This is a genomic window from Aquabacterium sp. (assembly GCF_050725395.1).
In the GTDB taxonomy this organism is placed as follows: Bacteria; Pseudomonadota; Gammaproteobacteria; order Burkholderiales; family Burkholderiaceae_C; genus Aquabacterium.
In genome coordinates this window covers 1-12,018 of record NZ_JBOHHL010000040.1, presented here as the reverse complement: position 1 = coordinate 12,018, position 12,018 = coordinate 1, and the positions used below count along the sequence as shown (strand labels likewise).

The window sequence follows — 12,018 nt, the reverse complement described above, 5'->3', positions numbered from 1 at the left end:
GGCGGATCCAGGGTTGGCGCTGGTGGGTGTCTCAGACCTTGTCGTAGACCGTCTTGCCACGCAAGAGGAAGAGGTCACGCGATTCGGTGAAATTTTCCGAATGGCCCACGAACAATTTGCCTTTCGGCTTCATGACCCGGTGGATGCGCTCAAGCACCTTGCGCTGGGTCGGCGCGTCGAAATAGATCATCACGTTGCGGCAGAACACGATGTCGAAAGGCTCGCCCATCTGCCACTGTTCCTGCATCAGGTTGAAGGGCTTGAACTCGACCAGCGAAGCCAGCTCGGGCTTGACGCGGATCTGGCCAACGTTGGCGCCCTTGCCCTTGAGGAAGAACTGGCGCAGGCGCTGCGGGCTCAGGCCCCGGGCGGCGGCGTCGTAGGCCCCGCGGGAGGCGGTGGCCAGCACATTGGTGTCGATGTCGCTGGAGACGATCTTGACGGGGGCGTGCAGGCCCAGCGTCTCGGCCACGGTCATGGCCAGGGAATAGGGCTCTTCACCGGTCGAGGCGGCGCAGCACCAGATGCGGGTAGGCTGCGGTCCGCGGGCGCTGAGCCACTCGGCCAGCACGTGGAAATGGTGTTCCTCGCGGAAGAAGGAGGTGAGGTTGGTGGTCAGGCAATTGACGAACTCCTGCCACTCCTGCTGGGCGGCGGCGCCGGAGCTGCCCTCCAGCCACTGCAGGTACTGCTCGAAGGAGTTGTAGCCCGTGTCGCGCAGGCGTCGCGACAGCCGGCTGTACACCATGGCCTGCTTGCCATCGTGCAGGCTGATGCCGGCGCGTTGGTGAATCAGGGAGCGAACCCGTGAGAAGTCCTTCGCGTTGAAGGAAAACTCGCGGTCTGTGACCAAGCCCATGGAATCCGACATTGAGGCACTCTTGCAGTTGGCTGTGAATCTGAAGGCGGCGCCCACAGGAGCCCCGACTTGATATCGGCAAACAGGACGCGTGCTTGAGCATGACGGTGGTAACAGCGCCATGGCCGTGGAGTTGGTCCGGGAAACCGTGTCTTATTGACCCTTTTCCCCAAGGGGTGCTGATAGACTGGCTGATGGATCTCTTTGCTGGTTTGGAGCCCCCCATCACTTCCGATTTCGCCCCTTTGCTTGGCCTGGATGGTTCGTATTGTTCAGGCATGAGGCTGGAGCCGGCGTTGAACCTGTTGGCTCAGGCTGGCTGGAGCCTGCCTGAGGGCCTGGCCATGGGCTCCCAGCCCTGGTTGCAGTCGGTCATCGACGGCCTCTGCGAGATCTCCAGCCGCGACGCGCTCACCGGCCTGTCCAACCGCCGGCTGTTCGAAGCCGCCATCGGCCGCGAGGTCGACCGCGTGGCCCGCATCGGCGAGCCCGCCCTGTTGCTGATGGTCGACATCGACCACTTCAAGAAAGTCAACGACACGCATGGCCACGCCGCCGGCGACGTGGTCATCCAATCGGTGGCCGCTTCCCTGCAGGATTGCGTGCGCCCCATGGACACCGTGGCCCGCATCGGTGGCGAAGAATTCGCCATCATCCTGCCCAACTGCCCGCCGGCTTTTGGCCAGACCGTGGCCGAGCGTGTGCGCCACAAGGTCGCCATCTCGCCAGTGGTGGTGATCGGTGGACACGAACTGTCGATCACGATCAGCATCGGGGGAGCCTTCGCCCCGCAGTGGGTGCGTTCCTCGGCGACGCTGTGGTGCGAGCGCGCCGACCAGCAGCTCTACCGCGCCAAAACCGAGGGCCGCAACCGCACCTGCCTTGAAATGCCGCCGCTCACGGTGGTCAGCGCCGAGGAGAAAAGTTTGCTATTTGCCGGATTTGCGCAATCCGACTTCATGATGGACTCAGGTCTTGTCGACTTTGCGCCGAAAACCACGGAATGATGGTCACCATGTCCAGCCCCACTTCCACCCCTGAAACGTCCAAACCGGCCGCCGCGCCACGCCTGGCCCGCACCCTCGCGGTCACCAGCGGCAAAGGCGGCGTCGGCAAAACGTTTGTCAGCGCCAACCTGGCCGCGGCATTGGCCCGTCAAGGCCTGCGCGTGCTGGTGCTTGATGCCGACTTGGGCCTGGCCAACCTCGACGTGGTGCTGAACCTGTACCCCAAGATCACGCTGCACGACGTGTTCACCGGCAAGGCCCAGCTTGAAGAAGCGATCCTGCCCGCGCCCGGCGGCTTCTCGGTGCTGCTGGCCGGCTCTGGCCTGGTCGAGTATTCGCGCCTCACGCCCGAAGTGCGCGACCAGTTGCAGCACATCATCGAAGTCGTGTCTCCCCGTTTCGACGTGCTGATCATCGACACCGGCGCTGGCATCTCCGACGTGGTGCTGTACGCCGTGTCCCTGGCCCACGAGATCATTGTGGTCGCCACGCCCGAGCCCACCTCCATGACCGACGCCTACGCCACCATCAAGGTGCTGTCGTCGCAGCAATCGCGCGAATCCCTGCACCTGGTGGTCAACCAGGTCAGCCGCGCCGGCGAAGGCCGCGCCATCTGCAACCAGTTGCAGCAGGTGGTCGATCGTTTCGTGCAGGGCCCGAACGGTGTGGCGCCCAAGCTCAACTTCCTGGGCGATGTGCCTTCCGACCCGGCCGTGCGCCAGGCCATCCAGAAGCGCCAGTTGCTGATGGAACTGATGCCGGGCAGCCCCGCTGCCCAAGGCATCGTCCAGATCGCCACCAAGCTCACACCCCGTTGATCCCGTGACTGAAGACGCCATCACTCCCTATGAGACGATGGGCGGCGATGCCAAGGTGCGCGCCCTGGTTGACCGCTTCTACGACCTGATGGACCTGGAGCCCGCCTACACGGAGCTGCGCCAGGCCCATGGCCCCTCGCTGGACGACGCGCGGGACAAGCTCTACTGGTTCCTCAGCGGCTGGTTGGGTGGCCCTGACCATTACATCGAGCGCTTTGGCCACCCACGCCTGCGGGCCCGGCACCTGCCGTTCTCCATCGGCATCAAGGAACGCGACCAGTGGCTGGCGTGCATGTTCCAGTCGATGAAAGAAGTCGAGGTCGATCCGGTGCTGGCCGAGCGGCTGGAGCAGTCTTTCTTCCAGACCGCCGACTGGATGCGCAACAAGGGCGTTTGACGCGCTGTACGCCAGCCTTACTGGTTGCCGTTTGAAGCCGCCTTGGCGGGGGGCTTGACCGCCGTCGTCGGCTTGGCTGGGCTTTTGGCCGGCGCCGCCGCCGCGCTCTTGCCACCCGGGTTGAGCAATACCACCAGTGCTCCCGCCCCACCATCGTCGCCCCGCGCCTGCACAAAGGCCAGCACGCGGTCGCTCTGCACCAGCCAGCGGCGCACCTTGTCTTTCAGCACGGGCTGCTTGCCGGGCGAGCCCAGGCCCTTGCCGTGAACGATGCGCACACAGCGCCAGGATTTGGTCTTGGCTTCGCGCAAGAAGGCCCCCACGCGCTCGCGGGCTTCGTCGGTGCGCAGGCCGTGCAGGTCGAGGTGGCCTTGCACCGCCCACACGCCGCGCCGCAGCTTGCGGGTCACGTCCTGGCCCACCTCGGGGCGGCGGAAGGACAGGGATTCATCGGTTTCCAACAGGCTTTCGACGTCGAACTCGTCCGAGAGGGATTCCTTCAACACCGAGGCTTCGTCCTGCTGGCGCAGCTTGGGCACCGGGGCAGGGCGCGCTGCCGAGCCGACCGTTCGGCCGTTGGGCGCCATGGCGTAAACGGGCCCCACCGCGTGCTTGAACAGTTGGCTCTCTTGTTCGCGCGTGCGCTGCTCTGCCTCGCGCGCGGCACGGTCGGCCTGCTCTTGCGCGAGCTTGGCCGCCGTCTCCTTGGCGGCTTTTTTCAAAGCGCGCTTGAGGTCGGCGAAGTCGCTCAGGGGCGTGTTGGTGGAGGACTTGCGGGCTGGGCTCACGGCCCCAAGCCTACCTCAAGCCCGCGCTGATTCTGGAATCACAGCAAACCTCGTTCGGCGAACGAGAGGGCGCCCGCGTTGCCCACCACGAAATGGTCCAGCACGCGCACGTCCACCAGGGCCAGGCTGCTCTTGAGGGTTTGCGTCAGCAGCTCGTCGGCGCGCGAAGGCTCCAGCACCCCCGAGGGGTGGTTGTGCGCCAGGATCACGCTGGCCGCGTTCAGGGCCAGGGCGCGCTTGACCACCTCGCGCGGGTAGACCGAGGTCTGGCTGAGCGTGCCCCGGAACATTTCCTCGCAGGCGATCAGTTTTTGCTGCGCGTCCAGGAACATCACCGAGAAGACCTCGTGGGGCAGGGCGCCGATGTGGATGCGCAGGTAGTCTTTCACCATCTGTGGCGAGGTGAACACGGGTTGCTCGCTCAACTCGCGCGTCATGGCGCGGCGTGCCAGTTCCATCACGGCGATCAGTTCCGAGCGCTTGGCCGGCCCCAGTCCCTTGATGCCGGACAACTGTGCGGGTTGCGCCCGCAGCAGCCCCGACAATCCGCCCAGGTCGTTCAGGACTTTTTCCGCCAGCTGCAACACGCCCAGCCCTTGCAAGCCGGTGCGCAGCAGCAAGGCCAGCAGTTCGGTGTCGGCCAGGGCCTGCGGTCCCAGGGACAGCATTTTTTCGCGCGGGCGCAATGCCGCGGGAAGATCTTTCATGGAAACGCTCCCTGATCTGGTGACTCAAACTTAAAATTGTCGTTTTTCTCCCTTGATCGCCCAATCCTCCTGAAGGGTGGGCACGCCTCCATGACCACTGCTGCGCCCACCGTCGTTCCCGGCTCCTTCTTGACCCTGCACTATCGCCTGGCAGGCCCCGATGGCGGGGACATCGTCAACACCTTTGCCGACAAGCCCGCCACGCTGTCCCTCGGCTCGGGTGAGCTGTCGCCGGCCCTGGAAGCCCGCATGCTGGGCCTGGAGGAGGGCACCCGCACGGTCATGACCCTGGCGCCCGGTGAAGCCTTCGGTCCGCGCAACCCCGAGATGGTCCAGCGCGTGGCCCTGTCGCTGCTGCGCCAGTTGGGCGACCTGGACGAAACCTGGAGTGTGGGCGACGTGGTGCAGTTCCCCACGCCCGATGGCCAAGGGGCTTTCGCGGGCGTGCTGCGCGAAATGGGCCCGGCGGGTGAAGATTGGGCCTTGTTTGATTTCAACCACCCGCTCGCGGGGCAAGTCGTCACTTTCGAAGTGCAGCTGATCGGCGTGCTGTGAACGCCGCCAACATTGAGGCCCAAGCCATGAGCAGCAACCTGGTCGAAGACGTCTTGCTGGCCGAACCGCGCGGTTTCTGCGCTGGCGTCGACCGTGCCATCGAGATCGTCGAGCGCGCACTGGAGCAGTACGGCGCGCCCATCTACGTGCGCCACGAGATCGTGCACAACACCTACGTGGTCAACGACCTCAAGGGCAAGGGCGCCATCTTCATCGAAGACCTGGCCGAGGTGCCACCCGGCGCCACGCTGATCTTCAGCGCGCACGGCGTCAGCCAGGAAGTGCGCCGCGAGGCCGACGAGCGCGGCTTTCAGGTTTTCGACGCCACCTGCCCGCTGGTCACCAAGGTGCACATCGAGGTGGCCAAGCTGCGCCGCGAGGGCTATGAGTTCGTGATGATCGGCCACAAGGGCCACCCCGAGGTCGAAGGCACCATGGGCCAGTTGTCCGAAGGCATCTACCTGGTGGAAGACATCGACGACGTGTCCAAGGTGGAAGTCACCACGCCCGACAAGCTGGCCGTGGTCACGCAGACCACGCTCTCGGTGGACGATGCCGCCGCCATCCTGGAAGCCATCAAGCAGCGCTTCCCCAACATCCGCGAGCCCAAGCGCCAGGACATCTGCTACGCCACGCAAAACCGGCAAGACGCGGTCAAGGTGCTGGCGCCCAAGGTGGACGTCGTCATCGTGGTGGGCAGCCCCACCAGTTCCAACAGCAACCGCCTGCGCGAGCTGGCCGAGCGCCTGGGTACGCCCGCCTACATGGTCGACTGCCCCGAAGACCTGAAAGAAGCCTGGTTCGAAGGCCGCCCCCGCGTGGGCCTGACCGCCGGCGCTTCCGCGCCCGACGTGCTGGTGCAGCAGGTCATCTCGCGGCTCAAGGATTTGGGCGCCGTGTCCGTGCGCCGTTTGCAAGGCGTGGAAGAATCGGTGCGTTTCCCCTTGCCCAAGGGCCTGGGCGGCACTGGCCTGGACCGGCCCCTGCCATCGCAGCGCACGCCTGTCTGAAGCGCCTTCCATCCCATCGCTCTTTCATCTCTTTTCACTGAACCAACATGCTTGACATCACCCTGCTGCGCAAAGACCTTGACGGCGTGCTGGCGCGCCTGGCCACGCGCAAGAACCCGCAGCCCTTCCTGGACGAAGCCCGTTTCCGCACCCTGGAGGCCGAGCGCAAGACCATCCAGTCCCGCACCGAAGAACTGCAATCGCAGCGCAACAGCCTGTCCAAGCAGATCGGCGCGCTCAAGGGCAAGGGCGAAGACACCTCGGCCGTGATGGCCCAGGTGGGTGGCATCGGTGACGAGCTCAAGGCCAGCGCCGATCGTCTTGAAGTGATCCAGGCCGAGCTGCAAGACCTGCTGCTGTCACTGCCCAACCTGCCGCACGAGAGCGTGCCCGTGGGCAGCGATGAATCTGGCAATGTGGAAGTGCGCCGCTGGGGCACACCGCCAACCTATGCTTTCGACGTGAAAGACCACGTCGACCTGGGCGGCCCGCTGGGCCTGGACTTCGAAACCGGCGCCAAGCTGTCGGGGGCCCGTTTCAGTTTCCTCAAAGGCCCCATGGCCCGCCTGCACCGCGCGCTGGCCCAGTTCATGCTGGACACGCAGACGCAAGAGCACGGCTACACCGAGTGCTACACGCCCTACCTGGTGCAGGCCAAGGCCCTGCAGGGCACCGGCCAGTTGCCCAAGTTTGAGCAAGACCTTTTCCACGTCACCTCGGGCGATGGCGATGCCTCGGGCAGCAAGTGGTACCTGATTCCGACGTCGGAAGTGACGCTGACCAACACCGTGGCCGACACCATCGTGCCGGTGGACCAATTGCCCATCAAGCTGACGGGCCACACGCCGTGCTTCCGCTCTGAAGCCGGCAGCGCTGGCCGCGACACGCGCGGCATGATCCGCCAGCACCAGTTCGACAAGGTCGAGATGGTGCAGATCACCCACCCCGACCACAGCTACGAAGCGCTGGACGCCATGGTGGGCCACGCCGAGGCCGTGCTGCAGAAGCTGGAGCTGCCTTACCGCGTGATGTCGCTGTGCACGGGCGACATGGGCTTTGGCGCCACCAAGACTTTCGACCTGGAAGTGTGGCTGCCCGCGCAGAACACCTACCGCGAGATCAGCTCGGTGTCGAACTGCGAAGCCTTCCAGGCGCGCCGCATGCAGGCCCGCTTCAAGAATGCACAGGGCAAGAACGAGCTGGTGCACACCTTGAACGGATCGGGCCTGGCCGTGGGTCGTGCGCTGGTGGCCGTGCTGGAGAACCACCAGCAAGCCGACGGCAGCATCCGCGTGCCGGCGGCGCTGCGCCCCTACCTGGGTGGTCAGGACGTGCTCAAGGCCTGAAAAAGCTGAGCTATAATCTATGGCTTTCCAGCGTTGGCTGGACGCTGACTAGACCCCAGCGAGCCCCGAATCAGGAGAGGTGGCAGAGTGGTCGAATGTACCTGACTCGAAATCAGGCGTACCGCAAGGTACCGTGGGTTCGAATCCCACCCTCTCCGCCAAAATGAACTAAGCCCTTGTTTATCAAGGGCTTTTTTCTTTGCGTGGCATGACTTCGAAGTTGTTTGTCCAAAACGTCCAACTTCCATGTCCAACTCCACGTGTTCTGCATCTCCGCCAGCGACAACTCAGCCGGGCTCCGATGCGCTTGCTACCGAGCCTGTTTCCTCAACGGTCGGCGCTTCCACTGGCAACCCGAAAGTGGCGCTCAGCGACCCTAACGCGTCAACTACCGACTATTCGGGCTGGACACCTCGTCTGGGTTCAACCCATCTTTCCAGGGGCGCCAACGGCATTTGGTACATGCGCCTGGTCGTGCCCGAGCACATTCGAGCTCGCCATCCCGAACTGCCTCGCGAGCTGAGACGGTCAACTAAGGTGGCCCTAAAGAGCCTCGCGGTCGCCAAATCTCGAGAAATGTGCCTAGACTTCTTTGTCAAGTACGGCTCTGGAGCTCCCATGCTCACACTTGACGAGAAACCTGACGAATCCTTCGCGCTCTTCTACGAGAACGGCAAGATTCGCATCGACCATTCGCCATCCGCGAGCGTCGAGACGATCATCCTGATGCAACGCTGCTTCAATCGGATGATTGAGCAGGTCGTGGGGCGCGTGCACCGATCCCCGGTACATCCGCCCATGTCAGAGGCTACCGCTGCAGCCATTTCTGTGGTGCCCATGACCATTCAGCCGGTCGCATCGCCGATTCCAGCAGTCGCGGCTGACGCCTCGCCTCAAGAAGTTATCCCGCCAGAAAAAAGGCGCTGGCTGTCCGACGCCATCGAAGACTGGCGCATCAACGGCGGCACCAAATTCTCGGATCACTCCTGGCGCTTTTCCTATGAGGCGTCCTTCCGCGTGTTCCGCGAAATCGTGGGTGACACGCGGCGAGATTTCACGCACAAGGATGGGACGATCCAGCCCGGGATGCTCGACATCGAGATGCACCGGCTGACCCGCAGCCACATTGAAGCCTATTTTCAAGGGCTCAGACGTCTGCCCCCCAACCAGGGGAGCAACACGAAAAACACCGAGGCACACGAACGCATCCGGCAAGGCATCGAGACCAAGGCGAAATGGCCCAGCCTCACCAGCGTGGAGAAGAAACTTGTCCACGTGGCCCCCTTCATCACCTATGCCAGCCTGAAGGAATGGATCAAACCCGAAGTGCTTTCGGAAATGAAACTGTCGGTTCAGGCGGCCAGCGCCAACCTGATCAAGGCAGAGAAGCAATCGCCCAAGAAGAAGGGGGCGGTTGCACTCTCCGACGCCGAACTGAAGTCGATGTTCGAGCAGCCAGCCTTCCTCAACGGGGCCATGTTCGCCCCCTGGTGCTACTGGGTGCCGCAGATTTGCCTGTATCAAGGCGCGCGGGTCTCTGAAAGCTCCGGTCTCCATACCGATGACATCATCACGATCGGTGGGGTGCCGTGCATGTCGTTCATTTCCGATGATGCGAACGACGAAGACGAGCCCGACGGCCAGGCGCCAAAGAAGGCACGTGGTCAGAAGGTGGTGCTGGCGAGAACCAGCGAAGAGTACCGCCGGGTCAAGAACAAGGCCTCGCGTCGGGTGGTGCCGATCCACCCGAAATTGATCGAACGCGGCTTCATGGACTTTGTCGAGCTTGTTCGGAGCTACTCGCGGTGGTCAGGCCCTCTGTTCCTCGGCCTGCGGTGGGACGACAAGATGATGTTCGGACGCAAGCCCGCCCGATTCATGAAGGCGTTGATCCAGCAGGCGGGCTTCTACGAGCTGCGCAGGAAGGTGCCGCATTCGCTGCGGTCGAACTTCCACCAGTGCCTCAAGAACACCATGCTGGATTCCAACCTGCAAAAGCAGCTGCTGGGTCACTCCACAGGCGATATGAAGGACTCCAACTACAACGAGACGGACCAGGGGCCAGCCTTTCCGTTTGCCGAGGTGCTGCCGTACCTTCAGAAGATGGACTTCGGCATCGACATTCCGAACTGGTCAGAGGTGAAGCGGCTCGGGGCCATCGCGCGCGCCGATGGCACTTTGAAGCGTCCTGTGTCGAGTGCGTAATGGGTAGCGTGGTCGGGTTGAAGGCCCGGTTGGTTGGATTCGGCGAAACACAACATGTCGAGTTCGACCCGAACGAGAACGTCTGTTTGCTGTATTACCGCCGAAGAACATCGTTGGGTCGTAGGCGCACAATACGCATCACACCTTGAACAAGGCAGATCTATGAACCTTCCCGCCGTCATTCAATCGCCAATCAATGTTGTCTGTGCGCTGCTTGGATCTCTGGTTGGCTCCGACGTGGCTTACTACCCGCGGAGAGCGGACAGCGGGGAGAACATTAGCCCAGAAGATGTGCTTGACGAGATAGGTAAGCCGTTCGGCAGCTTTGCATTCAGCTCCGGTGACCCCAAGTTGCTGCTGGACTGTGCAAGGAACTCCTTGGAGGAGGCGAGAAAGCAGACCGAGTACCAGGATGCGAAGGCGGGACGTCTGCTGACAATAGTGGCTTTTCTGACGGCCGCTATTGGCACGGTGTTCGGTAAGTTCATAGACCTCTATCCGCTTCATAACATCGGGGCATCCGCTAGCGGTACCTCACTATTGGTGACAACTACTTACGGACTGTTTGGCCTATATCTGTTCTTGGTGGCAGCCGGGGCATTGGTGACATTTCATGCTATGTCGACACGTTTTGTTTGGCCTGGGGACAAAGACCAGGCTGACAAGGTTAAGGTTGGATCGTTGCTTTTCTTTAAGCAAGTTATTCGAACGCAGCCTGGGGCATGGGGAAAGCTGTTTGTGGGCGATCAAGACGTTCTGCTACGGAAATACTATGAGAACTACGCGGCGGAGGCCTATCTCATTTCCGCCAAGGTGGCAGATAAGCTTCGGTATCTTGACCCCGGGCAGCGCCTCCTGAACTTGAGTATCCGCGTCCTGCTGGGGCTGTTTTGCTCGCTCATTGTGACCTTCGCCATGGTGGTACCGCCGCCCAAACTTAGTGTCGAGACTGTCCGTTCCGGACTAGCAGCATCTGCCCCACCTTTAGCCGCACCTCGCTCTGATGCTGCTGCCCTCACTTTGCCGTCGATTGAACAGTCGATTGCCGGACCTGGCGCTTCCGCCGCTTCATCCCAGGGCGCTACGCCTTTGGTCGATTCCATGTCCCAGCCGACGTCGAAACCCTCTGCTGAAAAGAGATAGGTGGCTCATGTTATGAGCAGCCCGGGCCGTACATTGGCCTCAATTGATCAACGGAATCCAAGCCATGTCGCGCAAGCCCACCATCGTCCTTGTAGATGCTGACAACACGCTGTGGGATACGGACGCGGTATTTCGCGACGCTCAGTTGCTGCTGCTCTCGCTCATCGAAGCACAGACACAAATCGCCTGTAAGGCTCCTGATCGCCTCGCGTTTATCCGGGCCTACGACCAAGCGTTGGCTCAAAAACACCATCTGCACCTGCGCTACCCTCCGCAGCTACTTGTGCGCAGTGTCGAGGCTGGCTTGACTGGGCGCGGTCCCGAGGCGGCATCACACCAGGCCATTGCCGGTCAATTGAGTCTGAGCGTTCTGGTGAGTCAGTTTGCGGTGGACAGGATCGTCGCGGAGTACCTGCAAGCATTAAGCAGCACTCCACGGCTACTCCAAGGTGTAGCTGTCGGGGTACGTGCCGCCAAAGCCGCCGGCCTCAGGCTGTTTGTGATGACAGAAGGGCGCGTCGAAAAGCAGAAGGCGCTCCTCGAATTGTACGAATTGACGGGATCGTTCGAGGGTGTCTGGGAAATGACGAAGGAGCGGAGTCAGTTCGACCGTGTCGTCACTAGGTTTGCAGAGTCGCAGGTCGTAGTCATCGGCGATCAACCTGATCGCGACATCGTTCCTGCGAAGGCCGCTGGTTGTTCCACAGTCTTGATCCCCAGCCGCTTTAAGCCGACTTGGCAAAGGGATAGCGACCACGAGACCGCGGACCATCTCGCCACGGACTTCCTCGATGCCGTAACTTGGTGCATTAGGGCTGACTGGGAAGCAGCAGTCGAGGCCCGATAGGGGCTAGTGAATTACGAGGATCCCGCCCGCGTACCTCGCCACTTGGGAGTCCGCTTTATGAGAAAGCTGATGGATTATCCCTGTGCATCCAACAGCTTGTGGCTGCAATCCAAGATTCCTTACCTGTTGGCCTAGCGGTACATCGTGCGTTTTCCAGGCTCTCGTTTGCATGAGACTTTAGGTACGCGGAGCACAATGTAACGAAAATCTGAAACGGCCCCCTGATTCACCGGACACGGACTATCGCTTATCTTACGGATAGGAATAGGACTGTGAGTATGACTAGGCGTACAGAGACCATAGAGGTCATCACCACTGATCAGCGCCGCAGGCGTT

Annotated in this window: 12 protein-coding genes and 1 tRNA gene; 10 read left to right on the top strand and 3 right to left on the bottom strand. The window is 62.2% G+C overall.

From position 1 onward, the window contains the following. Positions 1 to 31: 31 nt before the first annotated feature. Positions 32 to 871 carry a CheR family methyltransferase gene (locus ACREB4_RS18460; RefSeq protein WP_431589708.1) on the bottom strand — a complete coding sequence of 280 codons (840 nt, stop codon included), beginning with the start codon at positions 869 to 871 and terminating at the stop codon, positions 32 to 34. Positions 872 to 1,137: 266 nt separating this feature from the next. Here ACREB4_RS18460 and ACREB4_RS18455 point away from each other — a divergent pair, with 266 nt between their 5' ends. Genes ACREB4_RS18455 through ACREB4_RS18445 form a run of 3 tightly spaced genes read left to right on the top strand, consistent with a single transcriptional unit; the run spans position 1,138 to position 3,081 of the window. Beyond that, on the top strand, positions 1,138 to 1,866 hold the full coding sequence (locus ACREB4_RS18455; protein WP_431589707.1) for a GGDEF domain-containing protein: 729 nt from the start codon (positions 1,138 to 1,140) through the stop codon (positions 1,864 to 1,866). Positions 1,867 to 1,874: 8 nt separating this feature from the next. Next, complete coding sequence (locus ACREB4_RS18450) at positions 1,875 to 2,684, top strand: MinD/ParA family protein (protein ID WP_431589706.1); 810 nt, start codon at positions 1,875 to 1,877, stop codon at positions 2,682 to 2,684. Between the two features lie 37 nt (positions 2,685 to 2,721). Further along, the gene (locus ACREB4_RS18445; protein ID WP_431589726.1) at positions 2,722 to 3,081 is read left to right on the top strand and encodes a group II truncated hemoglobin; all 360 of its coding nucleotides are present in this window, start codon (positions 2,722 to 2,724) and stop codon (positions 3,079 to 3,081) included. 17 nt (positions 3,082 to 3,098) lie between these two features. On the opposite strand, the gene ACREB4_RS18440 is transcribed toward ACREB4_RS18445, so the two are convergent. After that, positions 3,099 to 3,869, bottom strand: coding sequence for a Smr/MutS family protein (locus tag ACREB4_RS18440; RefSeq protein ID WP_431589705.1), 771 nt, complete (start codon positions 3,867 to 3,869; stop codon positions 3,099 to 3,101). Positions 3,870 to 3,907: 38 nt separating this feature from the next. After that, positions 3,908 to 4,576: a RadC family protein gene (gene radC, locus ACREB4_RS18435; protein WP_431589704.1), complete on the bottom strand. Its 669-nt coding sequence runs from the start codon at positions 4,574 to 4,576 to the stop codon at positions 3,908 to 3,910. 90 nt (positions 4,577 to 4,666) lie between these two features. On the opposite strand from radC, the gene ACREB4_RS18430 reads away from it, so the two are divergent. The 7 genes from ACREB4_RS18430 to ACREB4_RS18400 all read left to right on the top strand — a co-directional run bounded on the left by ACREB4_RS18430 (position 4,667) and on the right by ACREB4_RS18400 (position 11,682). Continuing rightward, entirely contained in the window at positions 4,667 to 5,131 is a 465-nt protein-coding gene (locus tag ACREB4_RS18430) for an FKBP-type peptidyl-prolyl cis-trans isomerase (RefSeq protein WP_431589703.1), read from the top strand. Positions 5,132 to 5,157: 26 nt separating this feature from the next. Next, on the top strand, positions 5,158 to 6,141 hold the full coding sequence (gene ispH, locus ACREB4_RS18425; protein WP_431589702.1) for a 4-hydroxy-3-methylbut-2-enyl diphosphate reductase: 984 nt from the start codon (positions 5,158 to 5,160) through the stop codon (positions 6,139 to 6,141). Positions 6,142 to 6,188: 47 nt separating this feature from the next. Further along, positions 6,189 to 7,487, top strand: a complete 1,299-nt coding sequence (gene serS, locus ACREB4_RS18420; protein ID WP_431589701.1) for a serine--tRNA ligase — start codon at positions 6,189 to 6,191, stop codon at positions 7,485 to 7,487. Between the two features lie 73 nt (positions 7,488 to 7,560). Beyond that, positions 7,561 to 7,648 (top strand) — tRNA-Ser (locus tag ACREB4_RS18415). Positions 7,649 to 8,105: 457 nt separating this feature from the next. Continuing rightward, positions 8,106 to 9,692 carry a site-specific integrase gene (locus ACREB4_RS18410; RefSeq protein ID WP_431589700.1) on the top strand — a complete coding sequence of 529 codons (1,587 nt, stop codon included), beginning with the start codon at positions 8,106 to 8,108 and terminating at the stop codon, positions 9,690 to 9,692. A 162-nt stretch (positions 9,693 to 9,854) separates the two neighbouring features. Continuing rightward, positions 9,855 to 10,835 (top strand): hypothetical protein, encoded by a 981-nt coding sequence (locus tag ACREB4_RS18405; RefSeq protein WP_431589699.1) that lies wholly within the window; start codon positions 9,855 to 9,857, stop codon positions 10,833 to 10,835. A 64-nt stretch (positions 10,836 to 10,899) separates the two neighbouring features. Beyond that, the gene (locus ACREB4_RS18400) at positions 10,900 to 11,682 is read left to right on the top strand and encodes an HAD family hydrolase (RefSeq protein WP_431589698.1); all 783 of its coding nucleotides are present in this window, start codon (positions 10,900 to 10,902) and stop codon (positions 11,680 to 11,682) included. Positions 11,683 to 12,018: the final 336 nt, after the last annotated feature.